The organism is Paenibacillus curdlanolyticus YK9, from assembly GCF_000179615.1.
GTDB lineage: Bacteria > Bacillota > Bacilli > Paenibacillales > Paenibacillaceae > Paenibacillus_T > Paenibacillus_T curdlanolyticus.
Window position 1 is genome coordinate 372,987 of sequence record NZ_AEDD01000005.1, and the last position, 26,154, is coordinate 399,140.

A 26,154-nucleotide genomic window follows, 5' to 3' on the forward strand; every position below is an offset into this window, starting at 1 on the left:
CTTAGTTCACCTCGATCTGGCTAATGACGTTTGGGGTGTTATTTATATTATTATACTCAAGGAAGTCAATCAATACCTGTACTAAATCAAAGGGGTCTGTGCTAATTTTATCTGATAACGGATATGCCCACTTATCGTCATATCCTTCCCTGTATATATGTATATGTGGACAGGGAACTTCGGTGCCATCAGGATTTGGATGAGGAGGGCCTTCAATATCAATACGTAGTAAATTGATGGACTTTTTATAACGGGTTTGATAGGTGCACTTTTTTACATTTAAAGTTTTACGGTGCACATCTATTTGGAACTTATCATTAGTCTGGGCTGAAGTAGCTTCCAAAGTAATATACGATTGTAGTGAGGGGAAAATGATTGGTTTCGTGCTAATTAATTCTTTAATTGCATTGAGTAGTCGACGCGCTTCCAGATCAGTCAACAATATTATTCCCTCACTTCACCTAAATTACTCTTATTCTATAATATTACATTCTTGAGGTATGTGTTGGGAATACCTTATTTGCTCAGTAGGTAAGTTCACTGGAGGTGCTTGATATTCTAAGCTCGAGCTATAACAACGAGAACAACCGATTTCCCGGCCGTTGGATAGGCGGAATAACACTGATAGCAGGTCCGCTATTGATACTGGCAGGCGTATTGTTGAGGTCTCGATTTCATTTTTTCTTTCCAGATCAACTAAGGGCTTACCAAGAGTACCCGAGAGTAATGTTCTGGTCGTTCAGTCTATTTAACGCAGGTATCCTGCTAATGTGGCCAGCAATATTAGAGGTAGTCAGACTTGTTCATCGGACAAGGCCAGGTTGGGCCAAATGGGGAGGCTGCTTTGTCATATTCGGGCTATTTGCCCGGACATTCCATGCGGGTGTTGATCATCTGGCATTTCAATTGGTTCGTATTCAAAATGTAGAATCGGCGACAAGTGCCGTTGCCGATTCTTATGGTGCATTTCATATTTTCAGCATTCTCAATCTTCCTATCCTGTTAGGTTGGATTGTGCTTGCGATCGGTGTGTATCGTGCAAAAACGCTTAACCTCTTTCGTTCAATTGCTCTAGGGCTTATGTCGGCACTGCCGTTAGGCGTACTTAAAGGCACGACAATCTTTTCTATAATAGCGGTTGCTGGACTTTGTTTAGCGCTTGTGCCGCTTGGAGTGAAAGTTTTGCAGGACGGTCCAAGGCCTACCTCGCGAAACGCCGTTCTTGTAATAGTGCTGTCTATTATATTAAGTGCAGTATTCTATTTCATTGGACAAGCAGGATAGGATAAAAAAGTGAACTCCTTTGAAGGTTCATTGCGTATAAGCATTTGTGGACAGGTGAACATTATTCACATGTGTTTTAGCGGACTGCTTATACTTGCCATGATCAGGGAGGAGAATTCACGTTGGAGTCCATTTGGCTGGAGTATGCATGGGCCTTATTAATCCTTATTGGGCTGGAAGGCTTGTTGTCAGCAGACAACGCGCTCGTATTGGCGGTAATTGCAAAGAATCTACCGGACGAGCAGAAGAAAAAAGCAATTAACTACGGCATCATTATGGCTTTTGTTTTTCGTTTTGGCGCGCTATTCGCGATTTCGTTCATTGCGAACGTATGGCAGGTGCAGGCGATCGGGGCAGCTTATCTGTTATACCTAGGCTTTAAGCATATTATTCAATCGCGGTTCGGCAAGAAAAACGAAGATGGCCATAAGGCCGACAAGCAAGAGAGCAAAGGAAGCGGCTTCTGGCCTACAGTGGGTAAGATTGCTCTGGCAGACCTCGCTTTTGCAATCGATTCGATTCTCGCTGCGGTAGCGCTTGCGCTCGGGCTGCCGGATTCACCGCTTGGCGAGTTCGGCGGCATGGACGGAGGCAAATTTATCGTCGTGCTGCTCGGCGGCATCGCGGGATTGATCTTAATCAAATTCGCAGCGGCATGGTTTGTGAAGCTGCTGGGACAGCGCCCGGCGCTTGAAACAACAGCTTACGCGATCGTTGCTTGGGTAGGCGTTAAGCTTGCTGTCATTACGCTTGCCCATGAGGATATTGGCGCGTTGGATCACGATTTCCCTCATAGCACAGGCTGGACGCTCGTCTTCTATGCGGTATTGGTCGCGATTGCGCTCATAGGCTGGTTTGCACCGAATAACAAGCGAGTGAAGGCCGGACAAACATCGTAACAAAGGTAAAGGTACCCGCAAGGGTACCTTCAGGCTGTCGAGAAAGTCTCGGCAGCCTTTCTTATGTGCATGTAATTTAACACGACACCGCGTTAATATAGTATAATAGTGGTAATAACTATGAACGGATGGTGTCGCATGCTGCGTTCTAATCGAGATAAACAACAAAACTATGAGTTAGTCTCCATTGAAGATTTAGTTCCCGCTGATCATATGCTCCGCAAGATCGATAAGTATATCGACTTTTCTTTCATCGATGAGAAAGTACGCCACCTTTACTGCCAAGATAACGGGCGTCCAGCCATCGACCCCCTCGTGCTGTTCAAGATGATTTTTCTGGGTTACTTCTATGGCATTCGTTCGGAACGTCAATTGGAACGCGAAGTTCAAACCAACCTCGCCTACCGTTGGTTTCTTGGGCTTGGACTAACTGATCGAGTCCCTGATCACACGACGATTAGCTGGAACCGGCGAACCCGGTTCAAAGATACGTCTGTGTTCCAAGATATTTTTGATGAGATTGTACTTCAGGCTGTGTCACATCGAATGATTGGCGGACGTGTCCTGATCTCCGATTCAACTCATGTAAAGGCTAATGCGAATAAACATAAATACACGAAAGAGCAAGTGCAACAGAACACGCGGGATTACGTGGATGAACTGAATGCGGCGGTAGAAGCAGACCGTAAATCGCAAGGAAAAAAGCACTAAAACCACGGGAGGAGGTGACGGAAGACAAGGAAGTGAAGGTTAGCACGACTGATCCGGACAGCGGATATATGTACCGAGAAGGTAAGCCGGAAGGCTTCTTCTACTTGGATCATCGCACAGTTGATGTGAAGTACAACCTAGTTACCGATGTTTTCGTCACCGCCGGCAATGTCCATGATTCCGTACCGTATCTTTCTCGTTTAGACCGTCAACGTCAGCGTTTTGGGTTTACAGTAGAGGCAGTTGCATTGGATTCCGGCTATTTGACGACTCCGATTTGCAAAGGATTAGAGAAACGTAAAATCTTTGGTGTCATTGCACATCGACGATTCCATCCCACACAAGGCTTACATCCAAAATGGAAGTTTATCTATGATGCAGAACGTAATTTGTATGTTTGTCCGCAGCAGCAAGAACTGTCATACCGAACAACCGATCGACATGGCTACCGGCATTATGCGTCGGATCCAAAACAATGTGAAACATGTCCGATGCTGGAGCAGTGTACACGTTCCGCTACCAAACGCAAAGTGATCACCAGACATATTTGGGAAGACAGTAAAGAACAAGTGCGATTAAACCGCCTCAGTAAGTCGGGCAAAAGGCTCTACAAAAAGAGAAAAGAAACGATTGAGCGAAGCTTCGCGGATGCTAAACAGCTCCACGGGTTTCGCTATTGCCGTTTGCGGGGGTTAAAAAACGTGATGGAACAAGCGTTGATGACCGCTGCGGTGCAGAACATGAAAAAGATTGCCCTCCACCTCGAAAGGAGGGCGTAAGGCGTTAAACCACCCTTTTTGCCTTTAAATACAGCCTCGATAAAACAAAGAGAAACCCAGCGTTTTGAAAAAACGTGGGTTTCTCTACAATCTGAAGGTACCCGCAAGGGTACCTTTTTTACGTTTCACGCGTAATCCCAACGAGTAAACGCGGCTAATGGCCAAAAAACGCTAGCTGGGCAATGAACAGCAGGGCGAATAAATACAAAATCGGATGGACGTCCTTCCGCTTGCCGCGGATGACTTTCAAGATCGGATACACGATGAAGCCGATGCCGATACCTGTAGCAATGCTATAGGTTAAGGGCATAAGCACGACGATCAAGAAAGCGGGGAATGCCTCCTCCAAGTGATTCCAATCGATCTGCCGGAGCACGTTCATCATGAGAAAGCCGACGATAATTAACGACGGCGCGGTGATCGCAGGAATACTCGACAGGACTTCCACTAGCGGGGAGAAAAACAGCGTTAATGCTAGTAATATGCTTACGGTCACCGCAGTCAGGCCGGTTCTCCCTCCTATAGCCACGCCTGCGCCAGATTCAATGTAAGCGGAAGTAGGGCTGGTGCCCATTGCCGAGCCGAAGGTTGTGCCGATGGCATCGGCCAGCAGCGCGCCGCGCGAACGCGGAAATTTGCCATCCTTCAGCAATCCTGCCTGTCCGGCGACCCCGAGCATCGTGCCTGTCGTATCGAACAGCGTGATGAGCAGGAACGTAAACACGACCGCATAGAGCCCATTGCTCACTACCCCTCCGATATCCAGCTGAAAGGCGGTTTCATTCAGTCCGCTCGGCCATGTTACGATTCGGCCGGGCCAATGCAATTGCCCGGAAATCCATGCCAGCACAGCTGTGACAGCCATGCCGATAAACAAGAAGCCACGGACTTGAAACGCCATGAAGAGCAGCGTAACGATTAAACCGACGACGGTTAGTAAGGTCATCGGCTCTGCCAAATCGCCAAGCGTGACTAGCGTACTTGGAGAGGCGACGATGATTTTCGCATTTTGCAGCCCAATAAAGGTGATGAATAGCCCGATGCCTGCCGTAATCGCATGCTTGAGGCTGTCAGGTATGGCATCGATCAACAAGTAACGGAATGAAGTTAGCGACAGCAGAATGAATAGGACGCCCGCTATAAAAACAGCGCCTAATGCGCTCTGCCACGAGACGCCGCTGCCTCCGACAACGCTGAAAGCAAAGTAGGCGTTGAGCCCCATGCCGGGTGCAATCGCAATCGGATAGTTGGCGAAAATGCCCATAATCAGCGTCGCAACGATGCTTGCGAGGATTGTGGCGATAAAAACGCCATGAAAGCTCATGCCCGTGGTACTCAGAATGCCGGGATTGACAATGACGATGTACACCATCGTCAAGAAGGTCGTCAGTCCAGCGAGCACTTCCGTCCCTGCGGTCGTTCCGCGTTCTTTCAGTTTGAACCAATTGTCCATATGCAAACGCCTCTTTCTTAGCGGCAATAGTTGCATTAGTTTTCCACAAACGAACGTATGAATGCATGGTTTATTAAATATTTGATCCAATAGCCAGCGCCTACCACATTATCACGGGAATACCAGTCGTGTTAATATAAAGCTGAATATTGAAAGGAGGCGTTATCTATGAGATCAAGCATGATGAACACTGGGGCGCAAATTATTAAGGGGAACGCATGTAAATAGCCCTGTAAACGACATCGTTCCCCGGAATAAGAGAGGGAATGGAATGAATCATACATTTTCATTTGACGGGGTTACTTTTCAATTGCAGGAGAATCATGATTTTGAATGGCTGCGCTCTCTTGGCAAAGTCTTCTGTGTGTTTGACCAGCAGGATTCAGGCAATATCTGTTTTGGGGTTGAGCAGAATGGAACAAAAAAATTTGTAAAATATGCGGGCGCCAGACCCCTCGATTACAAGGGAAATCCCCAAGATGCAGTGTCGCGGCTAACTGAGGCGATACCGTTGTATGCGACTTTAAAACATCAGCACCTTATTCCATTTGTAGATCACTTTCATACGGATCAAGGATACGCAGCGGTCTTTCAATGGTTTGAAGGGGAGTGTCTTCACTCGCACTGGTCATTCGCAGGAGCGGCCAAATATTTTCACCCGGACTCACCATTTTACAGGTACAAACAGTTGCCTTTGGTTCAGAAACTTGAATCTCTAAATGCCATTTTTTCTTTTCATACTTATGTGGAGTCGAATGGTTATGTTGCTGTAGATTTTTACGACGGAAGTATTCTGTACGATTTTGCAAATCATGTAACGAAAATATGTGATATCGATTTTTATCGAAAAGCGCCGGCTGTCAATGATATGGGAGAACACTTCTGGGGCCCCCAACGATCAAAAGCTCCCGAAGAGTTCCATTTCGGCGCCACGATTGATTCGAAAACTAACGTTTTTACAATGGGAGCAATTGCATTTGGTTTATTAGGTGGAGAAATGGACCGCTCATATTCCAAATGGGAGGCGGGGGAACGGCTCTATGAAGTAGCTGTACGAGCCGTTAGTGAAGATCGCGAATCGAGATACATCAGCGTCGCCGCTTTCAAACGGGAGTGGGATTTAGCGGGAAGTTTTCTGGGCAAGTAACGCTTCAGATCTCGTACATGATAAGGGTCATCCTCTATAGGATGGCCCTGAAACTTGTTATGAAGGACAGTTCGCTGAAAGATAAATACTAGTCATTTTATCTGAAAATCCTACCTTAATTTACCCTAAAATTACCTGTTCAAGCGTAGAATGTTACGAAGGTTCCATCGTATAGTGGATAAAAACAGTATTGCATTCTATTCTTGAATAGGAGAGGAACGATCGAATGAATCAGAAATATCGCAAACGCAATACAGCCGCTTTCACGGCTGCATCCTATTTTGCATTAGGCGCGGGGCTCTTTCTATTCTGTCTGGGCGTATATAATGCGGATTGGGAGTTGAACGTGAAGGGGTACTATCTGCTTTGCATGGTGTTAATTACGATTACCTGTATTGTGGTCCAGAAGGTTGTGCGGGACAATACGGAAGATAAAGAAATACGCCTAGATAACCCGAAGCATCGGATGAGAAATACAGAGGCTTTCACAGGAATGGCTATTGCGGGCCTGATCATCGGATATGCGATGTTCTTAATTGGCCTGTACAATGCGCCGTTCGAATTAAATGAAAAAGGATATTACATCGCTGTTATTTTATTGATCTCTTATAGTGCAATTGGCGTTCAGAAAGTGACGCGGGACAACGCGGAGGATAAAGAGATTCTTGCCGAGCAAGCGATAAAATCGGAAAACGGATTTTAGGCAATAAGAGGGGCGGAGGAGTCAACATGTTCGATCTTCATACCCATCACGCCCGATGCGGGCATGCAGCAGGCACACTGGAGGATTACGTTCAGGAAGCCATTCGGAAAGGGCTGCCGGTTCTCGGCATTTCCGACCATTCTCCGTACTTCTTCTCGCGGGAGGATCACCCTTATCCGCAACTGGCGATGGCGATCACCGAATTCGATGCCTACATCGAAGAAGCCGTTCGGCTGAAGCGGGCTTATGAAGAACGAATTGAGCTGCTTATTGGCGTCGAGTCGGACATTTTCAGTGATCAGATTGATTTGTACGGTCGCAAATATGTACAGTATCCTATCGATTATGTGATTGGCTCGATCCATTTTCTATCGTCTGCTGCGATTATGGAATCCTTAGACTTTAACACGGCTGCCGAGGAGCAGCAGCAATTCGCGGTGCAACGTTACGTAGAAGCAATGGTGTTGGGCATCGAGAGCCAATGGGTGCAAATCGTGGGCCATCTGGACGGGTTCAAACGCGGGTATTCCGGCTTCCGCAACCTGCTGTCTCCCTATATCGATGGCATCTTGAAGCGGATGGCGGACCGAGGGGTGGCGATGGAAATTAACACGAACGGCATGCAGCACGCATGTCGGGAATGGTATCCTTCCAATGACGTGATCGAACGTGCGTTGTTCCACGGCGTACAGATTACCTTCGGCTCGGATGCGCATCACCCAGACCGGATTGCGAGCGACTGGGAACAAGTGCGGGAGACCTTGCTTGCGATGGGCTGTAAGCGGATGGTCATCTATAAGCAGCGAAAGCCGCATTTTGTGGATTTATAACTCGTGCATAATAATGAGAAAGTGGTGACTCATGCCGATATCCCTTATATTTGATATGGATGGAACGCTGTTTCAGACGGACAAAATTTTGGAGTTATCGCTTGAAGAAACATTTGATGATTTGCGGACTCGCAAGGAGTGGTCGGAGATTACGCCCCTTCAGAAGTATCGCGAGATCATGGGAGTGCCGCTGCCGGTCGTATGGGAGGCGCTTATGCCGGATCATTCTAATGCGGTGAGGGAAGCTGCGAACCAATATTTTCAGGAAAAATTAATCACCAACATTAAGAATGGCAGGGGTGCTCTATATCCCCATGTCACTGAGATTTTCGCTGCTTTGAAGAAGGCAGGACATGCTATCTTTATCGCAAGCAATGGGGAAATCGAGTACCTGCAGGCGATTGTAAGCTATTTCGGTTTGGATACATGGGTGACCGAAACCTTCAGCATTCAACAGATTGAAACCCAACATAAGTCGGATCTGGTACATTATATTTTGGACAAGCATCAGATTGAAAATGCCGTTGTTATCGGTGATCGATTGTCCGATATACAAGCTGCCAAACGCAATGGATTAAAGGCAATCGGCTGCCGTTTTGATTTTGCTCAGGAAGATGAGCTTAAACAGGCGGATGTTATTATTGATAATCTTCTGGAACTGCCAATGGTAGTGCAAACATAGCGATCGAACAAGCCCCTTCTGCTGTTCAACAGCAAAAGGGGCTTGTTTTTTACATACAGCTAATTATTTGTTTACCGTAGCGAACCACTTGTTCACGTCGGCCGTTACTTCATCGCCGCCGGAAGCCTTCCATTCCTTCACGAAGTCCTCGTAGGAATCGATCGGTGCATTGCCGTAAATGATCTTCGTGAACGCTTCGACTTCAAGCTGTCTGAGCAGCTCCATCTTCTGGTTCATGGCATCGGTGTATGCGCTGGCGAAATAGTCCGGGTAACGCTGGCCGTTCTTCTCGTAGCCCATGACGATGCCGGCCGCATCGATTTCTTCCTGCTTGCGGTATTCCTTCGTTTGTTTCTCGAATGGCGTTACAGGCGGTTGACCTGCGGCGAGCTTAGCAAGCGTGTCGATCATGAGATCCGGTTGGCGCGCGCCTTCCCAGGTCACGCCATAACGTTCCGGCTTCACGAGCTTGTCGTCGGAATTATCCTTGGACGGCTTGCCGTTCACCATACGGTAGTCATAGCCCTCTGCAAAGCCGTATTCAAACTCGCCGCCAATTTCCGGATTCGCGAAGTGCTCCAGCAAGTAGTTGTACATGATGAAGTACGCTTCCGGATGCGCGGCCTTCTTGTTGATCAGAATGTAGCCGTTGACCATGGAATTGATCGGGCCGCCGCGCACGCCTTTTTTGCCATCAGGGCCGGCAGGCACGGAGTATGCTTTATATTTAGCGCCTTTGACGTTCTTCGCCAGGTCTGGCAGCGGCCAGTCAGGCATCCAGTGAGGACCGGCAATGATGCCGGCTTCGCCTTTGGTGAACGATTCGGAAGCTTTGGACTCGTCCCATGTGCCTGCTTCTTTGGAAATGTAGCCTTTCGTCATCCACTCGTTCAGCTTGGCGAGGGCTTGCTTCGTACCCTCTTGCGTGGAGCCCCACTCCAACGATTTGCCGTCAGCCGATTTATTCCATTGTCTTGGAGCTGTGCCGTAAGCGCCGAAAATCCAGCTCAGGTCAGACATCCATGTGTTCAAGTTGTCGCGAAGCGTAACAGCCAAGCCGTACGTATCCTTCTTGCCGTCGCCATCCGGGTCTTGATTGACGAACGCATCCATAACCTTATCGAGCTCTTCGACGGTCGTCGGCGCTTGCAGGTGCAGCTTATCCAGCCAGTCTTGGCGAATCCAGAGCACAGGCTCTACGTTGAGCGTGTAGTCGAATACAGGAACACCATAAGCCTTGCCGTCCTCACGCGTTACGCCGTACCACATTTCGGGATACTTTTTGGCAAGCTCTTTCCATTTTGGGCTCGCATATTTCTCGAACAGATCGTCAACGGTCATAAACTGATCGGAATCGAGCAGCGTGTTCAGATAGTTCGGGTTATCGCGGATTGGCACGAGATCGGGAAGATCTTCGCCCGAAGAAAGCGAGAGGTTCAGCTTATTCGTATAGGCATTGTTTACATTGTCGACTACCCATAGCGTCTTGAGCTCGATCCCGAGCTTTTCTTTGGCCCATTTGGTGAAAATGTTGTTGTCCCAGTCTTCGCCGTTAATAAACTTCTCCTGCGTGTTGTTGACGACGCGGGTGAGTGTAACCGGCGTATCATATTTACCCTTGGCAACCAATGCAGCCGCTTCTTCGGCAGATTGGGCATTCGTTGACGCCGGGCTGTCCGCTTCCTCGCTGCTGCTCGTGCATCCTGCTAGTAGAGAAGTACTAATTGCAGCTGCTAATGCAACGCTTAACCATTTCTTATTGGCTTTCATTCACTGTTCCCCCTGAGTAATGTCGTGAATACGCTTTTATCATAATTGGGCCTCAAGGTGGAAGAATATAACAATCTATTTGTTTCATACTAATTTGTTGTGCATCTTATGGCCCTTGTCGATCCCGATAATCCTGCGGCGTAACGCCGAAGTGTTTTTTAAACAGCTTGATAAAATAAGGCGTATTGGGTAATCCGACCTTCTCGCCGACCTCGTAAATTTTGAGATGATGCTGATTGAGTATAAAGGCGGCCTTCTCCATGCGAAGGCGGAACAAATATTGGCTTAGTCCTTCGCCGGTTTCAAGCTTATAAATTTTCGACAGATGCGAGGGATGCAGGAAGACGTGGTCCGCGATTGTCTGAAGCGAAACATCGCCTTCGAGGTTATGCTCCAAATACTGCTGCACCTTCACAACCGTCTCCAGCCGGGTCAATTTCATATCCTTAATGAAGTCATTTTGCAGCAGCCGGATTATTTGATGCGCCCATATCTCCAATTGGCGGATGGATCGAATGGTTTGGCCCTCCAGCTGATAAAACTCGCCGCCAATGAGCGTGGATAAATTCCGGTTGTTTTTGTGCGCGAAAAAAATAAAGACGGAGCTAAAGTGGAAAAAGGCTTCCAGAAGATGCTCCTGCGATTCGTATTTGGGCTGGGAAAGCTCTTTGAATATGAGCGTGAGCTTGTCCTCCACATCGCCCCAACGCCCTAAATCCAACAGATGGGCAAGGGTGGGCGGCTCATACAAGGAAGTGATCGCTTGCATGTCGTTCTTGGCAACCTGATCCGGTACTTGCATGAAAAACTCGCGGTCATCTCCAACCTTCTGCCGAAAGGCGGAAACGACATTCTCGTAGGTCTGAGAGATTCCGTAAGGAAACGGGTGCCACTGACTGAATAAAATGGATACCTGCCGATGAAGGAACACCTTCACATTATGCTGGAGCCTAGCCGCTGAATGCTCCAATTGATAGTTGTGATTCGAGCTGTCACTATCCGCATGATTGCATTGAATGAGGAAAACAAGATAGCCGTACTGGTCCGTGCTGTGCCAAATATGGAAATAACGGCTGAACACCTCCTCCGCAATATTGCAGACCGCATACTGGATTAAGGAATCGGACGGGCTAGGTGCGTGCTCATCCTCGATCCGCAGGAGAAGCAGGGCATAGGGCTCATCCACATGGAAAGGAAGGCCCAGTAGCGTTTTTTTCTCGGCCCACTTGTCGAGCGGATAGGCTTTGACGCTAATTAATTCCTGCAGCAGGTTGCTCTTAATGAGCGCCAAGTTTTGCTGCAGCGTCCGCAAGGCGTTGCTATTGGATGTGAATTGTTCGATTTCCTGCTGGAGCTCTTGGACGAGCCGAGAGACGGCTGCGAGCAGTTCCTCATCCTCTGCCGGTTTGAGCAAATAGTTTGAAACCTTATGCTGGAGTGCTGTTTTGGCGTAATCAAAATCGGCATGGCCCGTAAGAATAATGCATTTGATGTTGGGCCATTCGACTTGAATGCGCTCGATTAGTGCCAGACCATCCATTTCAGGCATTCGAATATCGGTAATGACGATGTCTATCGCGTGCTCTTGAAGCATGTCGAGCGCCTCGAAGCCGGAGCAGGCCTTGAACACTCCGCCTATCCCCACTGACCTCCAGTCGATCGTTTCGGCCAGGCTGTCTACCCAATGTTGCTCGTCATCGACAATCAACAACTGCTGCATATTAAGCTCCTCTGTCATTCGAAATGAACTTCCAAGTCATGGTCACCCGGACCCCGCCTAGAGGCGAAGGACTCAGAGCAAGGCCGGCTTCCTCTCCATAATGCATTTTGATGCGCTGATTGACGTTCCACAGGCCGCATCCGACCGTATCCTCGATCGGATCGTTTAAGGTCTGCTGGATTTCTTCATATTTCTCTTCCGATAGGCCAGCGCCGTCGTCATCGATCATTACGCGGTATACGTCGTCGGCGATTTCACCATGAATTCGAAGAAATCCGGAGCGTAGCTTCTTCTGGAAGCCGTGCTCGAACGCATTCTCGATCATGGGCTGCAGCAGCAGACGCGGAATGAATTGCTCTAGCATTTTGTCTGGTAAATCGATTTCATAGTGAACGCGGTCCATGCGCAGCTTCTGGATTTCCAGATAGTTGGCGATGAGCTGGATTTCCTCCGCCATACGAGCAAGCGGATTTTCAAGGCGCGTCGTATACCGGTAAAATTCGCTCAAATTTTTGGCCATGGAAATGACGGCGTCCTTATTGCCCAGCTTCGTCATATTGATGATGTAGCCCATCGAGTTATATAAGAAATGCGGATTAATTTGTGCTTGCAAATGCTTGAGCTTGGCGTCCCGCGATTGCAGCTTCTCCTTGAATACCTTCTCGATCAGCTCTTGAATTTGGGCAGCCAGGCTATTGAATTTCTCGAATAAGTACTGAAACTCGCTCTTGGGCTTGGCATGAATCCGGACGGAATAATCGCCGACCTGAAGCTTCTTAAGGCTGACTATCAATTGCGATATCGGCTGCTGAACGTAGCGATAGAGAAGGTAGACGAGCAGAATGCCAACGCAAATGGTCAAGCCAATCGTGACGTAAAAAAGCTTGATGTTGGTAGTAATCGGCTTAACGATCTCTTCCACCGGAATGTAATCGATCACATACCAGTCCGTATTTGCAAGCTTCTTGGTGTAAATCTCGTATTGCTGATGCGCAATGCGTACATTGTGAACGGTTGGCGCGCCGTTGTTTGCCTCCGGCGTGAACGTTATTTTGGGAATTAATTGCGTAATGATATCGACCTTGGCGGAATGATTGGCAATGATAGGGGCGCCCGCCCGGTACAGAAACGGATCGTCCACGCCATTCAGCTTGCTTTTGTCGAGCCACTTCTTCAGATCCTCGCCCGAAAATTTAACTTCAATGACGATGTTCGACGGCTGGTTCATCTTTTTATTTTCCGGTTTCATCGAATACCAGTAGAACGTCGATTTGTTGTTGTTCGTTTCGGACAGCCATTTGGGGACGTCATCCATGTAGAGAATGCGTGGATCGAATGCTCTGGCGAGCTCCGTCGAGATGACGGCCTGGTTCGAGTTTGAAAAAACGGATACTTTGAGCCCTAAATCTGCGGAAACGCTGAATAAGTGTATTTTTTCATAGATTAGCTTGCTCCTGTGGGCCGTTTCATACGGATCCGGGTTAAACGAGAAGCCCGTGAATTCGCGTATGTTGGGATCTTCCATTAACACGGCGGATGAGTGCGAGATTTGTCGCAGGATCGTATCGATTTGGTTGGACAAGCTCATCGTACGATTGGAGTGTGTTAATCGCAGTTGTTCCTTAACAACGCCAATGCTGACGCTGGAGGTATAACCGAAGAGGATGACTATAGGCAATAACAGGAGAACTAGGGATAACACCAGTTTCTTAAAGATTCCGAATGGCTTCAGACGAACCCCTTCTCTCCACAATCAATTGCAACGAAATTGGAAATTTGGAAATTGCTTAACAAATTGCTATCAGACTAACACATTTTTATTTCAGAAACAATTGGATCTACTTAATATTAATGACAAAAGGAGCGTGTAAAAATGCCTGATATGGCTCAACAACCGAGGGTAGTGACCGATACCGGCGGTAAGATAACGCCTGCAATTAAGAGAAAAAAATCTGCGCTGAAAAATTTCATGTTATCCTGGCAGCTTTATGCGATGGTTCTGCCGGCAGTCATCTTCACGCTGGTTTTCGCCTATGTGCCGTTGCTTTATTCCGTTATTGCGTTTCAAAATTTCAAGCCGTATCACACGCTCAATCATGTATTCTTCCATGCGGATTGGGTCGGTTTGGACCATTTCAAGTATGCATTCTCGCTGCAAGCAGCCAAACAGGCGATGATCAATACGGCGGTGCTGTTCGTCTTGAAGGTCATCGGCAATACGATTGCACCGCTCATCTTCGCCTTGCTTCTCAATGAGGTTCGGCGCGAGGGCATCAAACGCTCGATTCAAACGCTTGTTTACTTGCCTCACTTTATGTCGTGGGTGATCCTCGGCGGCATTCTGATCGATGTGCTCGGCCAACAGGGGATTGTGAACGTATTGCTGGGCCGCGTGTTTGACATGGCGCCGATTCCATTCCTGCTGGATGGCGACTGGTATCGTGCCGTGATTGTTGTGAGCGATATGTGGAAAGAGTTCGGCTTCGGGGCGATCGTCTTCCTGGCAACCTTGGCGGGCATCAATCCAGCGCTGTACGAAGCATCCGAGGTGGATGGCGCGAACCGCTGGAAGCAGACGATGTACGTAACGATTCCGTCCATGCTCCCGATTACGCTGGTCGTGCTGACGCTTACGATTGCCGGCGTGCTGGGCTACGGCTTGTTCGAGCAAATTTTTAATACGTATAACGGGCTCGTGTACAGCAAAGGGGATGTCATCGACACGTTCGTCTTCCGAATCGGCATTCAGACCGGTCAGTTCAGCTTCGCAACCGCGGTAGGCTTGTTCAAATCGTTCATCGGATTAATTCTGGTCGTGATCGGCTATCGTCTTGCTTATAAATATGCGAACTATAAAATTTTCTAAGGGGAGCGGGAACGCGTGTATCATAAAACGCTAGGCTATCGAACGTTTTCGATTATTAACAACAGCATGCTTTTGCTGCTTGCTATCGTGTGCATACTGCCATTGTGGAACGTGCTTGCCATCTCCTTTAGCGGGAAGGCCCCCGCGGAGGCCGGACTGGTAACGCTGTGGCCGATTGATTTTAATATGGAAGCCTACAAAGCGACGTTTAATAACGGCATATTTTTAGATTCACTTGTCTTAACCATCGAGCGAACGGTATTGGGCGTCGGCATCAGCATGCTGCTCATGATTCCCGCTGCTTTCGCGCTATCGAAGGAGTATGACTACTTCAAGGGAAGACGGGTCCTTATTTGGCTGTTCGTGGTGACGATGCTGTTTCCCCCGGGCTTAATTCCCGGCTATATTCTGGTCTCGAAGCTTCACTTGATGCATACGATCTGGGCATTGGTGCTTCCGACGGCAGTTTCCGCATTTAATCTGATTCTGATGCTTAACTTCTTCAAGAGCATTCCTAAGGAGATTGAGGAATCAGCCTTTATGGATGGCGCTAATCATACGCAATCGCTATGGCATATTTACTTGCCGCTGTCGCTGCCATCGCTTGCAACGACGATTTTGCTCGCATTGGTGGGCCACTGGAACTCTTGGTTCGACGGGTTGCTCTACATGAAATCGGGCCATTACCCGCTGGCGACGTTGCTGCAAACGCTCATTACATCCAGAGACTTAAGCCAGCTTGTCGATTCGACGACGCTGAAGTCGTTCTCGCCAAGAACGCTAAGCTCGGCCCAAATTTTCTTGGGCGTCCTGCCGGTGCTATTGATTTATCCATTCCTGCAGAAGTTCTTTATTAAAGGGATCGTTGTCGGCGCTGTAAAAGAATAGCCCATGCGCATAAACAGAAAAACAGGATGAGACAGGTCTAGGCCTGTCTCATCCTGTTTTTTTGTCCGTTACGCCGCAGGAATAAATTCAATAACGTCGATCCGGCCGTATTCGTCGCCGTTATAGTTGCTCGTAATTTTGATCAGATCATTCTGGTTAATGGTTACGTTGCTAATGGTGCGCGTGCGCCGCGTGGTGCTGTCGCAGTAGATGGAGCCAGTAGCCTCGTTCGCCATCCAATTGCCGATAAGCTGATTGCCCGAATAAAGATTGTAGGTCGAATTGCCGTCGGATTCATCCCAGTACGTGATTTTAACCGTATAGATGCCGCTCGTTCCCGTGAAAGCTTGGGTCGCGGTGCCGGTCGTGCCTGCTACAACCTTGATGAGGGAGCCATTGGTGGCGCTGCTGTTGCTCTCGACGGTGTAGTTGGTTAGGGCCATCGTTTCCGCTTCGATCTTCACGGGTACCGCCACCGGCTTCGGAATAAATTCGATGACGTCAATGCGCCCGTATTCATCGCCGTCATAGTTGCTTGATAGTTTGATCACGTCATTCTGGTGGAGCGTCACGTTGCTGATGGTGCGCGTTCGCCGCGTGGTACTATCGCAGAAGATCGAGCCCGTGGCCTCGTTCGCGATCCAATTGCCGATGAGCTGATTCGCGGAATAGAGATTGTAGGTTGAATTGCCGTCGGACTCATCCCAATAAGTAATTTTCACATCGTATTGCCCGCTGCTGCCCGTGAACGCTTGGGTAGCCGTACCGGTCGTATTGGCGTTAACCTTAATCAGGGAGCCGTTAGTAGCGCTGCTGTTGTTCTCGACGGTGTAATTGGTCAGAGCCATCGATTCCGCTTCGATCTTGATCGAGCCCGATGGTACGGAGACGGGAGGAGCACCTAAGGTTATGCCTTGATTGGAGCTAAGGATGACGGATTTGGCTACGCTCTTCGCGTAATCGGCATCGGCTGCGGAGAGGCCGCCATTTTGCGTGAAATAAGTTGGGTCAACGCCTGTAATCATTGCAGCATAGATCGCGGCGGCCATGTAGTGCGAGAAGTCCGTATGATGCTTGCCGTCCGCGTTCCAGATGACGCTGGCGTTTTTGATTCCATCGTTAAACAGCTTCTGCATGCCTTGCGTATTGGGGCCGTATTTGACGCCGAGCGCTGAAGCAATGCTGGCATACTTGCTGCTGACGTCGTTGGCCATCGCATTGGTGTCCGTGTATGCGCCGCTCGAATTGGAGACGATAGTTGCCGGGCTAAACGGATTGGTCGAATGCAGGATGAACTGCGCCCCCGGATTGTACGTATCCGTATCGGATTTCAACGTCTGAGCTGAGGCGAGCAGGCTGCTGTAGGCGTTCGCTGGCTCCATCGTATTTCCGTTCACAATCACATAGTTCCACTTGCTGCCGTTGTAGCCGTTCTGGATCGCTTTGCGAGCGTCGCTTCCCGCTTGTGCATGCTGGCTCAGGAAGGAACCGCCGGGCGTCACTTGCTGATACTCCACCGTATAGCCCATTGCTTGCAGAATGGCCTGAATCTTGCCCGGCATATCGGCGAAGTAGATCATGCTGTTGCCGATATACAGGATGCGCACCGTGCCCGGCGCGGAAGCCGCGTGGGTGCGGGCGCTAGGCAGGAGCACCAGCGTGAGGAGTAGACAGAATGAAAGCGTTAGTGCGAGGAGCTTTCTTGCTAAAGCTGTGGGGTTGGTCAACATTATTGCCTCCTAGTGGTTTTGGTTTAGGGTAAACGCTTACATGAATAAGCGCAGGAAATCCCCCCTTTCCTCAAGATAGCAAATTGTCAGAATAAAGAAACGGGACAAAACAATGAAATACGGCACATATTAATGATCCTTGCGGGTTGCCGCCAACTAGCGTTATCTTTACTGTAGCGTTTATTTACATTCATAACAGCTTGTCAGGGCAAGGGGATACCTATGAAACCTACAACAATCGGCATGTTCGCCCACGTCGATGCGGGCAAAACAACATTGGCTGAGCAGTTGCTATATCATACGCAGAGCATTCGGGAGCGGGGAAGGGTCGACCATAAGGACGCCTACCTCGACAGTCATGAGATCGAGCGGGCAAGGGGCATTACCGTGTTCGCGGATCAAGCGGTCATGTCCTATAAGGGAAGAACCTATTATTTAATCGATACGCCGGGCCATGTCGATTTCTCGCCGGAGATGGAGCGGGCCATTCAAGTGATGGATTACGCCGTTCTGGTATTGAGCGCGGTGGAAGGCGTGCAGGGCCATACGGAAACGGTTTGGCAGCTGCTTCATAAGCATCGCATCCCGACGTTTATGTTTATTAATAAAACGGATCGAGTGGGCGCCGATGTGGACCGCGTGCTCGGGGACATTCGCATGCATTTGACGTCAGAAGCGTGCTTGATAACGAATAGTTTCACAAACGGCGAAGTGGGCGAGGCTTTGCGGGAGAGCATGGCGGAGCGCGATGAGCAGCTGCTGGAGATGTTTCTGGCAGGTGAGGGTGATCAAGCGTTCTGGCTGCAGGCGCTGCAGGACATGATTCGCAGGCAAGAGATCGTACCTTGCGCAAGCGGGTCTGCTCTGCAGGATGACGGTGTGGTTGCATTGCTGGAGCAGCTGCATCTGTTAACGAAGGTTGATTATGACGCAGAGGCGCCATTCGGAGGACGCGTTTATAAAATTCGCCATGATAGCAACGGCGTGCGATTGACCTATATCAAAGCATTAAGCGGGACGATGAAGGTGCGGGATGAGCTATGCTACGGAAGCGGGGACGAGCAGATTTGCGAGAAGGCGACGAGGCTTCTCATCGTGAACGGCAGCAAGTCGCATGCGGTCGATCAGGTGTCGGCCGGCGATTTATTCGCGGTCGTGGGGCTCTCAGGCGTCGAAGCAGGGCAAGGGCTAGGCCGCTATTCGGACAAGCTGGCTTATGAGCTGGTACCAACGCTCACGTCTAAGGTCATTTTCGATGATGCCTTGAACGTGAAGGATGTACTGAAGGCTTTTAAGATGCTGAATGCGGAGGACCCGTCATTGGATGTTGTCTGGGAGGAGAGCCTGCAGGAGATTCATATCCATGTCATGGGCATCATCCAGCTTGAGGTGCTGCAGCAGCTTGTGCAGGATCGCTTCCAGCTTGCGGTCTCCTTCGGGAACCCAGAAATTTTGTACAAAGAGACGATCGGAACGACGGTCAGAGGGTATGGCCATTTTGAGCCGCTCCGGCATTATGCCGAGGTGCATCTGCTTCTGGAGCCTGGGGAGCGGGGAAGCGGGATCACGTTCTTTAACGTGTGCCACGCGAACGACTTGAGCATCGGCAATCAGAATTTGATCCGAACGCATCTCTTCGAGCGCGACCATCATGGCTTATTGACGGGCATGCCGCTGACCGATATTCGGATTACGCTGCTGACGGGCGCTGCGCATAATGAGCATACGCACGGCGGCGATTTTCGCGAAGCGGCGTATCGGGCGTTAAGGCAGGGCTTGGAGAAAGCGGAAAATATCCTGCTGGAGCCGTATTATGCGTTCAAAATCAAGGTCGAACTCGACGAGCTGGGCAAGGTGCTGTCCGACATCCAGCGGGCTTCGGGCCGGTTCGATCCGCCGACCACAACGGCTGCGCATGCGGTCGTGACGGGCAAAGCGCCTGTAGCCACCTTCATGGGATACAGCACGGAGCTTGCCGCTTATACGCATGGCAGAGGCATCATCCATCTCGTCTTCGGCGGCTATGAGCGCTGCCATAACGAACAAGCGATCATCGATCGCAAAGCTTACCGGAAGGATGCCGATCCGCTGTATTCGTCGTCTTCGATTTTCTGCGCGAAGGGGCATGGCTATACCGTGCCGTGGGATGAAGCGGAGGCGAAGATGCATTTGCTGTAGCGTTCAGCACGACGGCGTTCGGCCTTAGTTATTTATACGAACCGTGATAGAATGGTACAGATCGTATGCATTAGCAGAAGTGACGATTTAGGAGGCGATCCAATGGGAAGAAAACAATCCTTCACTGAAACGGAGCTGCTTGACGTAACCAAGCGATTGATCCTTGATCACGGCTATGACGGATTCCATCTCCAGCTGCTTTCGCGGCATTTGCCTGGTGCACGAAGCACCATTTATCAATATTATTCCAATAAAGAAGAGATCGTGGCCGCTTGCATGAAGCGCGTCATCACGGAGATGCTGGCCAACGCATCAGAGGTGGATGAAACGGATGTCATGGAGGCGCTCCAGCAGGTGCTTCTCGTCTACGTGGAGGAATCCAAGCTTCATCAGCTTTTGGGTGATGCCCATAAAATTAATACCGCGAATTCTCCGGCCGCGAAGAAGGACCTTGCATTTGTCGAGGAAGCGCATAAGACCCTCAAGGTTCAGCTCACGCGTCTGTTCGGGCGAGCGCAGCAGGAGGGGCTGCTAAGGGAGGATGTTCCGCTGCCAGCGCTGATCGGCGTGTTCTTTAACCTGATCAATACGCCTAACATGCTGAATGTTCCTACGCCGCAGTGGGGCAAGCTCTTGTTTCAAATGTGGATGGGAGGCGCCAAAAAAGAATAAGGAGCCTAACTTTACTTGACACATGTGTCACTTATGTTGTTCAATAAGTGGGATGTGTGTCATGATTCGCGATAATTTTGACACATGTGTCAAATATAAAGGCGCGAGGAGTTGGTTCCGTGTTTTTGGCAATGAAAGAATTGATGCGCAATAAAATGAGGTTTTTCATGATCGTCATTATTTTCGTGCTTGTATCTTGGCTGGTATTGATTTTGTCAGGCTTGGGTAATGGACTGTCCACGCTTGCCGCGGCAACATTCAAAAACATGAAGGCAGATTACGTCGTTTTCGAACAAGGGTCGCAGTCATCCATGAGCAAGTCGCTGATGTCGGATCAGTTGGTCGCAGAAGTGAAGCAATTGCCGAATGTTGAAGATGCCTCGCCGATGGGAAATACGATGGCCACGGCGCTAAAGGGGAACAGCACCAAAAATGAGGACAAGGTGGATATCGCGATTATAGGTATTGACCCCGGCAGCTTCTTGGAGCCGGCTGTCGTGGAAGGGAAGGGACTGTCTGCCGATAACCTGAACGGCATCATCGCGAATGCAACGATGAAGGATGACGGGTTTAAGCTCGGCGATACCTTCCAATTGGACGGGACGAACGAATCGCTGACGATTATCGGCTTTGTCGAGAATCAAACGTACAACCATGTAGCGGCGGTGTTCGCGCCGATGGCCGAATGGCGGAAGATAACGTTCTCGGCACCCGGCTCGGATAAAGGAATAGAGAATCCCGTCAATGCGATTATGCTGCAGGGCAAGGATATCGACCCGAGCGTCATTAATGCGAAGCTCTCGAATACGGATACGGTTACCCGTGCAGCTGCCGTGAAAGGCATGCCGGGCTTTAAAGAGGAGAATGCTTCTATTACGATGATGCTCGCATTTTTGCTGACGATCTCCGCATTCGTGCTTGGCGTGTTCTTCTACGTGGTGACGATGCAGAAAACGAACCAATTCGGCATTATGAAGGCCATCGGCGCTAAGAATGGGTTTTTGGGAAGAGCCATTATCTCTCAAGTGCTTGTGCTGTCTGTAATGAGCATTGCGGCTGGAATATTGCTCACCTATGGGACGGCGGCTGTCATTCCAAAGGCCATACCGTTCAAGCTCGATTCGAGTCTTGTCATTAATTACTCCATTGTTTTGCTAATTATTGCGATGCTAAGCTCGTTGGTATCGGTGCGCAAAATGACAAAAATCGATCCGCTGAAGGCGCTCGGGAGGGTAGAATAATGAGTAGAGGATTGCAAATCAGTGGCGTCAGCAAGCATTTTTCCGAAGGGAGCAATCGGGTCTCCGCGCTTGAGCAAGTGTCCATTACGGTAGAGCCGGGCGAGTTTGTCGCCGTAGTGGGCCCCTCCGGTTCAGGCAAGAGCACGTTCTTGTCGATTGCGGGTGCGCTGCTTAGAGCCTCCGAAGGAGAAGTGAGAATCAATGGGCAAGATATCTCGAAGCTTTCCGCACGGGAATTGTCCAATGTTCGGTTGCAGGAAATCGGGTTCATTATGCAATCGTCGAATTTGGTTCCTTATTTGAATGTTCTTGACCAATTGCTCGTCGTGAAGAGGATGTCCGGCAAGGTGAGAGCCGAGGATAAAGCGTTCGCCATCAAGCTGCTGGAAGGACTCGGGCTTGGCGCGAAGCTGAAGGGATTTCCGGAGGAGCTATCGGGCGGCGAGAAGCAGCGAACAGCCATCGCGCGGGCTTTGATGAACAACCCGAACGTTATATTGGCGGACGAGCCGACAGCCAGCCTGGATACCAAGCGCGCGCATGAAGTGGTGAGCCTAATTGCGCATGAGGTGAAGTCACGGCAAAAAGCAGCGGTGATGGTTACTCACGATGAGCGGATGCTTGCCTACTGCGATAAGGTGTACCGAATGGAGGACGGCAAATTGTCATTAGCCTTATCCGATGCCGTGCATGCTCCAATGACGGCTAAAGCAGGCCATTAGACTTTCTATAGTCCAGCAGAGGGCACAACACGATCACGTGTTGCGCCCCTTTTTTTATTCCGGATAAGTGGTTGGCCAATGCGACAGATTATTTCTTATCGATACTTAGCTCTTTAGAAATACCGAAGCTTTCCGAATGGTTATTTTCAGCTAATACGAGCTTAATTGTGTTCTTTCCTTCTCTTAAGGCTTGAAGAGGATAAGGAACCGTGTCCTTGATTGGACCTACCAGACTGCCGTTCAAATAGAAGTGGATATGTCCTTCCCCGTCTACGGGAGCCCCTTCATAGTGTTCACTCGATAGCTTTAGATTCGTGGTAACCTTTAGATAATAGATACCATCTTCTTCATAGCTGGAAGCATCAAGCGAATATTTCATTTCTTTATTCGGCTTAGGATTAGCTGGAGCCGCTGTCTCTGAATGCGCAGTGTGCGAATTGTCCGAAGAAGCGGTTGTCCCATCGGATGCCTTATTGCGCGAACTTGTTGTGTTGTCTCCGCAGCCAACTAGGCTAAAGACAATGAGTAATAGCGAAATTAAAATAAGGTACGATTTGAACACTTGTCTAACCCCCTCGTGGTAGGCAATAATTGTATTTTGAGGATCCTCTAGCAACTATTTTATAGGCAAACAAACCCATGCTTACATACTTTCATGAAAGGGTTTTCGCTAGATTGCTTAATCGATGAAAGAAAGGGTGAACGGGTATGGTCGATCACATTGATTTAGAAATCATACGTTGTTTGCAAAGTAACGCAAGAATGCAATGGAAACAAATCGGCGAGGCGGTTCATATGTCCGGGGTTGCTGTGGCCAATCGGATACAGCGACTTGAGGACACAGGAGTTATCGAAGGGTATACGGTGAGGTTAAATGAAAAAATGTTGGGGAACATCTACTGCGTTTTTGTAACCGTTATGATGAAAGACTATCAGCATACGAAGTTCCAAGCATTCATACAACAGCGTGATGAGATCAAAGAGGCCCACCGTGTTAGCGGTGAGCCGTGTTTTATTCTGAAAGTTCAAGTGGCTGATCAAGACGAGCTATCTAAGCTGCTGGATGAGATCCTTGTGTATGGCCATTATAAAATCAATATTTCTATTGGACAGTATAAGTAAAATCAAAAGGGCGCCCTAGTGGCGTCCTTTTAATCTTACTCCACGGTTAGCGAATGTAGAGGATCAGCATGTGTAGGACACATGAATCAAGGATGATTTACAGCTCTCTATTTAAGTGATAAACTTACAACAACTTAAGCATTTTTGCATAATATAATTAAGGGTGAAATAAATATGAACCAAGATGAACGGCTAAAGCACATTCTCGCCCATTTGAAGGAAAACGGCAATATTCGCATTGAGCAAATTTGCGAGAATTACTCGGTGTCTCGGGACAGTGCCCGGCGCGATCTGGTGAAGCTGGAGGAAGCGCAGCTTATCGTGCGAACCCACGGCGGCGCGATCCTTGCTTCGCCGAAGCTGTCCACGAAGCCCTATGAGGAGCGGTTGGACAATCTGGGTGCCAAGAAGCGTATCGGAAGAGCGGCAGCGGCGCTTATTCAAGATGGCGAGACGCTATTTCTGAACGCTTCCACGACGGTGCAGGCGGCAGTGGAGGCTTGCGCAGGCAAGGATATTTATCTTACAGCTGTTACGAATTCGATCGATACGGCTGCTGTATTGGGTAAAAGCCCGAACGCTAAGGTACATCTGCTTGGCGGGCAATACAACGCATGGCACCGAAGCGTGACCGGCCCGCAGACGGTTGCGATGATTCGCGATTTTCGAGCGCAAACCTTGCTTCTGGGCGCCTGCGCGATAACGCCGGACGGCTTATCCAGCCCCGTATTGGATGAGACCTATGTGAAGCGAGAAATGATCGCGATGGCAGATCGGGTAATCGTTCTTGCAGACAGCGGGAAATACCAGCAATCCTTTCTCCACCATGTATGCAGCTTGGACAAGATCGATGTGCTGATTACGGATGCGGAGCCGCCTGCAGCGGTGAAAGAGGTACTGGTCGGCAATGGAGTTGAACTCATTATCGCGTTAGAAGGGGAGAGCCATAATGAAAATTAATGTAGGCTTGGTCGGCTACGGCTTGTCGGGGTCCGTGTTTCATGCGCCAATCATTCATGGCGTAGAGGGAATGCATCTCCAAGCGGTTGTTTCCTCGGATGCGGCGAAGGTGAATAAGGACTACCCTGAGGTTCACGTATTTGCGGATATCGATGCGCTAGTCGCGCAGAGCGAGATTGATTTGGTCGTCATCTGTTCGCCCAACACAACGCACTATGCGTATGCGAAGAAAGCGATATTAGCTGGCAAGCATGTCGTGGCGGAAAAACCGTTCACCGTTGATACGAACGAAGCGAATGAATTAATTGCGCTGGCCCGAGAGCATAAGGTCCAATTGGCCGTTTATCAAAACCGCAGATGGGATAACGATTTCCTCACGATCCAATCGTTGCTGGAAACCGGCATGCTGGGCAGGCTATCGACCTATGAAGCGCATTTTGACCGGTATAGGCCAGAGGTTCGCAATCGCTGGCGCGAGCAAAATCTCCCCGGGTCGGGCATCCTGTACGATCTTGGCTCGCATTTGATCGATCAGGCGCTTTATCTGTTCGGCAAGCCGCAAACGGTATGGGCGGACATCCGAACGGAGCGGGACGGCGGCCAGTCGGATGATTATTTCCACCTTATTCTCGGATATCCGCAGCTTAGGGTCATTCTGCACTCCGGCTCTCTCGTTAAGCTGGCCGGACCTCGATATATGCTGCACGGTGATAAAGGAAGCTTCGTCAAATACGGGCTGGACCCGCAGGAAGACCAGCTGAAGGCGGGCAAGCATCCCGGCGATTCGGGCTGGGGCGAAGATCTCCCGGAGCTTTATGGCAAACTAAGCACGGAAGTCGGCGGCTTGCCTATGGAGGCGATCATCGGAACATTGCCGGGGAAATATGAAGCATTCTACGAGGGAATGGCCGCAGCCATTCGCTCAGGCGAAGCTGTTCCTGTGTCGGGAGAACAAGCGCGCGACACCATTCGGATTATCGAATGCGCGGTTCAAAGCCATCGCGAGCAGCGGACGATCCAACTAGAGGCGCAATAGCATATAGATGAGCCCCTTAAGCTGACGTATCAGCTTAAGGGGCTTTTTGCGCAGCAGCAGAAGATAGTTTCTGACATTGATCTCCTTGATCATTTTACATTTTGGATACAACTTCGTGTCGGTTTGGAAACAGGCATTCGGTACACTGGGCGTATCTCAGGAGGAGCGGCTTCAGCTCCGACAGCAAAGGAGAACGTTAACATCATGCAGCAGGGGAATGAGGGGTTCAACGAGCTTTATATGCGGTATAACCGCTTCGTATATGTAACGGCGTATGCCATAGTCAAGGATCGCTTCTTGGCTCAGGACGTTGTGCAAGAGGTGTTTCTCAATCTATACCTCCATCAGGATTCGATTAGGGGCGCCGCCAACAAACAAGCGTGGATTAGAGCTTCTACGCGCAATAAGGCAATTGATTTCTGGCGGAAGAAAATGAAAAGCGGGACGCTCCTGACGGGACAAATCGAGCATATGTACGAATCAACAGCTGGCGGGGCAGAGGTTTCCGACGTGGTCACTGATGCGCTGGAGATGGTGGCGAGGCTGGAGCCGGGGCTGCAGCAGCCGTTGCTTCGCTATGCGTTCGACCAGTCCTATCAGCAAATCGCTTGCGCGCAGCATACGACGATCGGCGCGGTAAAAGCGAGAATTCATCGTGCGAGGAAAAAGCTGCGCGAGATGGCGCGGGAGTCGGGCTGCCGGACATAGCATTGTACGAATGTCCTTATCTGGGCTACACTATACTCATTAAGTACCTTAGA

The 26,154-nt window shown here is 49.5% G+C and carries 24 protein-coding genes and 1 pseudogene; 18 read left to right on the forward strand and 7 right to left on the reverse strand.

All coding sequences use genetic code 11. The features are described from left to right. Nucleotide 1: 1 nt before the first annotated feature. Complete coding sequence (locus PAECUDRAFT_RS11905) at nucleotides 2-442, reverse strand: DUF6978 family protein (RefSeq protein ID WP_006038353.1); 441 nt, start codon at nucleotides 440-442, stop codon at nucleotides 2-4. 284 nt (nucleotides 443-726) lie between these two features. Here PAECUDRAFT_RS11905 and PAECUDRAFT_RS11910 point away from each other — a divergent pair, with 284 nt between their 5' ends. From PAECUDRAFT_RS11910 to PAECUDRAFT_RS25275, 3 genes are all read left to right on the forward strand, one after another. After that, the gene (locus PAECUDRAFT_RS11910) at nucleotides 727-1,284 is read left to right on the forward strand and encodes a hypothetical protein (RefSeq protein WP_233516752.1); all 558 of its coding nucleotides are present in this window, start codon (nucleotides 727-729) and stop codon (nucleotides 1,282-1,284) included. Between the two features lie 122 nt (nucleotides 1,285-1,406). Continuing rightward, nucleotides 1,407-2,183, forward strand: coding sequence for a TerC family protein (locus PAECUDRAFT_RS11915; RefSeq protein WP_006038355.1), 777 nt, complete (start codon nucleotides 1,407-1,409; stop codon nucleotides 2,181-2,183). A 138-nt stretch (nucleotides 2,184-2,321) separates the two neighbouring features. Further along, nucleotides 2,322-3,673, forward strand: a protein-coding gene (locus PAECUDRAFT_RS25275; RefSeq protein WP_085979454.1) for an IS1182 family transposase whose coding sequence is annotated in 2 segments (ribosomal slippage) — nucleotides 2,322-2,889 and nucleotides 2,889-3,673 — 1,353 coding nt in all. Because the reading frame shifts where the segments join, the coding sequence is not laid out codon by codon here. 154 nt (nucleotides 3,674-3,827) lie between these two features. On the opposite strand, the gene PAECUDRAFT_RS11930 is transcribed toward PAECUDRAFT_RS25275, so the two are convergent. Next, nucleotides 3,828-5,126: an NCS2 family permease gene (locus PAECUDRAFT_RS11930; protein WP_006038356.1), complete on the reverse strand. Its 1,299-nt coding sequence runs from the start codon at nucleotides 5,124-5,126 to the stop codon at nucleotides 3,828-3,830. A 271-nt stretch (nucleotides 5,127-5,397) separates the two neighbouring features. Between PAECUDRAFT_RS11930 and PAECUDRAFT_RS11935 the strand changes: the two genes are divergently transcribed. From PAECUDRAFT_RS11935 to PAECUDRAFT_RS11955, 5 genes and pseudogenes are all read left to right on the forward strand, one after another. Then, on the forward strand, nucleotides 5,398-6,273 hold the full coding sequence (locus tag PAECUDRAFT_RS11935) for a serine/threonine protein kinase (protein WP_006038357.1): 876 nt from the start codon (nucleotides 5,398-5,400) through the stop codon (nucleotides 6,271-6,273). Nucleotides 6,274-6,499: 226 nt separating this feature from the next. Then, a pseudogene (locus PAECUDRAFT_RS26710) lies at nucleotides 6,500-6,682 on the forward strand (YiaA/YiaB family inner membrane protein); the annotation flags it as partial. Between the two features lie 57 nt (nucleotides 6,683-6,739). Further along, nucleotides 6,740-6,976, forward strand: coding sequence for a YiaA/YiaB family inner membrane protein (locus PAECUDRAFT_RS26715; protein ID WP_040712363.1), 237 nt, complete (start codon nucleotides 6,740-6,742; stop codon nucleotides 6,974-6,976). Between the two features lie 26 nt (nucleotides 6,977-7,002). Continuing rightward, entirely contained in the window at nucleotides 7,003-7,806 is an 804-nt protein-coding gene (locus PAECUDRAFT_RS11950) for a histidinol-phosphatase (protein ID WP_006038359.1), read from the forward strand. A 31-nt stretch (nucleotides 7,807-7,837) separates the two neighbouring features. Beyond that, nucleotides 7,838-8,488 (forward strand): HAD-IA family hydrolase, encoded by a 651-nt coding sequence (locus tag PAECUDRAFT_RS11955; RefSeq protein WP_006038360.1) that lies wholly within the window; start codon nucleotides 7,838-7,840, stop codon nucleotides 8,486-8,488. 63 nt (nucleotides 8,489-8,551) lie between these two features. Here the strand turns inward: PAECUDRAFT_RS11955 and PAECUDRAFT_RS11960 are convergent, their stop codons facing one another. The 3 genes from PAECUDRAFT_RS11960 to PAECUDRAFT_RS11970 form a co-directional block, all read right to left on the reverse strand. After that, nucleotides 8,552-10,258 (reverse strand): extracellular solute-binding protein, encoded by a 1,707-nt coding sequence (locus PAECUDRAFT_RS11960; RefSeq protein ID WP_006038361.1) that lies wholly within the window; start codon nucleotides 10,256-10,258, stop codon nucleotides 8,552-8,554. 106 nt (nucleotides 10,259-10,364) lie between these two features. Beyond that, the gene (locus PAECUDRAFT_RS11965; protein WP_006038362.1) at nucleotides 10,365-11,978 is read right to left on the reverse strand and encodes a response regulator; all 1,614 of its coding nucleotides are present in this window, start codon (nucleotides 11,976-11,978) and stop codon (nucleotides 10,365-10,367) included. 1 nt (nucleotide 11,979) lies between these two features. After that, on the reverse strand, nucleotides 11,980-13,560 hold the full coding sequence (locus PAECUDRAFT_RS11970) for a sensor histidine kinase (protein ID WP_199558749.1): 1,581 nt from the start codon (nucleotides 13,558-13,560) through the stop codon (nucleotides 11,980-11,982). Between the two features lie 291 nt (nucleotides 13,561-13,851). Between PAECUDRAFT_RS11970 and PAECUDRAFT_RS11975 the strand changes: the two genes are divergently transcribed. After that, nucleotides 13,852-14,844 (forward strand): ABC transporter permease, encoded by a 993-nt coding sequence (locus tag PAECUDRAFT_RS11975; RefSeq protein WP_006038364.1) that lies wholly within the window; start codon nucleotides 13,852-13,854, stop codon nucleotides 14,842-14,844. A 15-nt stretch (nucleotides 14,845-14,859) separates the two neighbouring features. Next, a complete protein-coding gene (locus tag PAECUDRAFT_RS11980; RefSeq protein WP_006038365.1) occupies nucleotides 14,860-15,732 on the forward strand; it encodes a carbohydrate ABC transporter permease in 873 nt (290 codons plus the stop codon). Nucleotides 15,733-15,800: 68 nt separating this feature from the next. Here PAECUDRAFT_RS11980 and PAECUDRAFT_RS11985 read toward each other — a convergent pair whose 3' ends face one another. Beyond that, entirely contained in the window at nucleotides 15,801-17,462 is a 1,662-nt protein-coding gene (locus PAECUDRAFT_RS11985; RefSeq protein WP_006038366.1) for a hypothetical protein, read from the reverse strand. A 222-nt stretch (nucleotides 17,463-17,684) separates the two neighbouring features. On the opposite strand from PAECUDRAFT_RS11985, the gene PAECUDRAFT_RS11990 reads away from it, so the two are divergent. From PAECUDRAFT_RS11990 to PAECUDRAFT_RS12005, 4 genes are all read left to right on the forward strand, one after another. Further along, entirely contained in the window at nucleotides 17,685-19,640 is a 1,956-nt protein-coding gene (locus tag PAECUDRAFT_RS11990; protein WP_006038367.1) for a GTP-binding protein, read from the forward strand. Between the two features lie 102 nt (nucleotides 19,641-19,742). After that, entirely contained in the window at nucleotides 19,743-20,312 is a 570-nt protein-coding gene (locus PAECUDRAFT_RS11995; protein WP_006038368.1) for a TetR/AcrR family transcriptional regulator, read from the forward strand. A 119-nt stretch (nucleotides 20,313-20,431) separates the two neighbouring features. Beyond that, nucleotides 20,432-21,553 carry an ABC transporter permease gene (locus PAECUDRAFT_RS12000; protein WP_006038369.1) on the forward strand — a complete coding sequence of 374 codons (1,122 nt, stop codon included), beginning with the start codon at nucleotides 20,432-20,434 and terminating at the stop codon, nucleotides 21,551-21,553. Beyond that, nucleotides 21,553-22,275, forward strand: coding sequence for an ABC transporter ATP-binding protein (locus tag PAECUDRAFT_RS12005; RefSeq protein ID WP_006038370.1), 723 nt, complete (start codon nucleotides 21,553-21,555; stop codon nucleotides 22,273-22,275). Before PAECUDRAFT_RS12000 ends, PAECUDRAFT_RS12005 begins: the two co-directional genes overlap by 1 nt. Nucleotides 22,276-22,363: 88 nt before the next feature. Here PAECUDRAFT_RS12005 and PAECUDRAFT_RS24655 read toward each other — a convergent pair whose 3' ends face one another. Next, nucleotides 22,364-22,837, reverse strand: coding sequence for a hypothetical protein (locus PAECUDRAFT_RS24655; protein WP_006038371.1), 474 nt, complete (start codon nucleotides 22,835-22,837; stop codon nucleotides 22,364-22,366). A 146-nt stretch (nucleotides 22,838-22,983) separates the two neighbouring features. Between PAECUDRAFT_RS24655 and PAECUDRAFT_RS12015 the strand changes: the two genes are divergently transcribed. The 4 genes from PAECUDRAFT_RS12015 to PAECUDRAFT_RS12030 all read left to right on the forward strand — a co-directional run bounded on the left by PAECUDRAFT_RS12015 (nucleotide 22,984) and on the right by PAECUDRAFT_RS12030 (nucleotide 26,101). Next, on the forward strand, nucleotides 22,984-23,397 hold the full coding sequence (locus PAECUDRAFT_RS12015; protein ID WP_006038372.1) for an Lrp/AsnC family transcriptional regulator: 414 nt from the start codon (nucleotides 22,984-22,986) through the stop codon (nucleotides 23,395-23,397). 174 nt (nucleotides 23,398-23,571) lie between these two features. Then, on the forward strand, nucleotides 23,572-24,357 hold the full coding sequence (locus PAECUDRAFT_RS12020) for a DeoR/GlpR family DNA-binding transcription regulator (RefSeq protein WP_006038373.1): 786 nt from the start codon (nucleotides 23,572-23,574) through the stop codon (nucleotides 24,355-24,357). Beyond that, nucleotides 24,347-25,393, forward strand: a complete 1,047-nt coding sequence (locus tag PAECUDRAFT_RS12025) for an oxidoreductase (RefSeq protein WP_006038374.1) — start codon at nucleotides 24,347-24,349, stop codon at nucleotides 25,391-25,393. The genes PAECUDRAFT_RS12020 and PAECUDRAFT_RS12025 overlap by 11 nt, the downstream gene beginning before the upstream one ends. Nucleotides 25,394-25,597: 204 nt before the next feature. After that, entirely contained in the window at nucleotides 25,598-26,101 is a 504-nt protein-coding gene (locus tag PAECUDRAFT_RS12030; RefSeq protein ID WP_006038375.1) for an RNA polymerase sigma factor, read from the forward strand. Nucleotides 26,102-26,154: the final 53 nt, after the last annotated feature.

What these genes read in the sequence shown, in the direction of transcription:
- PAECUDRAFT_RS11990 (WP_006038367.1), top strand. Translation starts at nt 17,685, where the DNA reads ATGAAACCTACAACAATCGGCATGTTCGCCCACGTCGATGCGGGCAAA.
- PAECUDRAFT_RS11950 (WP_006038359.1), top strand. Translation starts at nt 7,003, where the DNA reads ATGTTCGATCTTCATACCCATCACGCCCGATGCGGGCATGCAGCAGGC.
- PAECUDRAFT_RS12015 (WP_006038372.1), top strand. Translation starts at nt 22,984, where the DNA reads ATGGTCGATCACATTGATTTAGAAATCATACGTTGTTTGCAAAGTAAC.
- PAECUDRAFT_RS12025 (WP_006038374.1), top strand. Translation starts at nt 24,347, where the DNA reads ATGAAAATTAATGTAGGCTTGGTCGGCTACGGCTTGTCGGGGTCCGTG.
- PAECUDRAFT_RS12020 (WP_006038373.1), top strand. Translation starts at nt 23,572, where the DNA reads ATGAACCAAGATGAACGGCTAAAGCACATTCTCGCCCATTTGAAGGAA.
- PAECUDRAFT_RS11975 (WP_006038364.1), top strand. Translation starts at nt 13,852, where the DNA reads ATGCCTGATATGGCTCAACAACCGAGGGTAGTGACCGATACCGGCGGT.
- PAECUDRAFT_RS11995 (WP_006038368.1), top strand. Translation starts at nt 19,743, where the DNA reads ATGGGAAGAAAACAATCCTTCACTGAAACGGAGCTGCTTGACGTAACC.
- PAECUDRAFT_RS11935 (WP_006038357.1), top strand. Translation starts at nt 5,398, where the DNA reads ATGAATCATACATTTTCATTTGACGGGGTTACTTTTCAATTGCAGGAG.
- PAECUDRAFT_RS11985 (WP_006038366.1), bottom strand. Translation starts at nt 17,462, where the DNA reads ATGTTGACCAACCCCACAGCTTTAGCAAGAAAGCTCCTCGCACTAACG.
- PAECUDRAFT_RS12030 (WP_006038375.1), top strand. Translation starts at nt 25,598, where the DNA reads ATGCAGCAGGGGAATGAGGGGTTCAACGAGCTTTATATGCGGTATAAC.
- PAECUDRAFT_RS11930 (WP_006038356.1), bottom strand. Translation starts at nt 5,126, where the DNA reads ATGGACAATTGGTTCAAACTGAAAGAACGCGGAACGACCGCAGGGACG.
- PAECUDRAFT_RS11955 (WP_006038360.1), top strand. Translation starts at nt 7,838, where the DNA reads ATGCCGATATCCCTTATATTTGATATGGATGGAACGCTGTTTCAGACG.
- PAECUDRAFT_RS26715 (WP_040712363.1), top strand. Translation starts at nt 6,740, where the DNA reads ATGAGAAATACAGAGGCTTTCACAGGAATGGCTATTGCGGGCCTGATC.
- PAECUDRAFT_RS11910 (WP_233516752.1), top strand. Translation starts at nt 727, where the DNA reads ATGTTCTGGTCGTTCAGTCTATTTAACGCAGGTATCCTGCTAATGTGG.
- PAECUDRAFT_RS11965 (WP_006038362.1), bottom strand. Translation starts at nt 11,978, where the DNA reads ATGCAGCAGTTGTTGATTGTCGATGACGAGCAACATTGGGTAGACAGC.
- PAECUDRAFT_RS12005 (WP_006038370.1), top strand. Translation starts at nt 21,553, where the DNA reads ATGAGTAGAGGATTGCAAATCAGTGGCGTCAGCAAGCATTTTTCCGAA.
- PAECUDRAFT_RS11960 (WP_006038361.1), bottom strand. Translation starts at nt 10,258, where the DNA reads ATGAAAGCCAATAAGAAATGGTTAAGCGTTGCATTAGCAGCTGCAATT.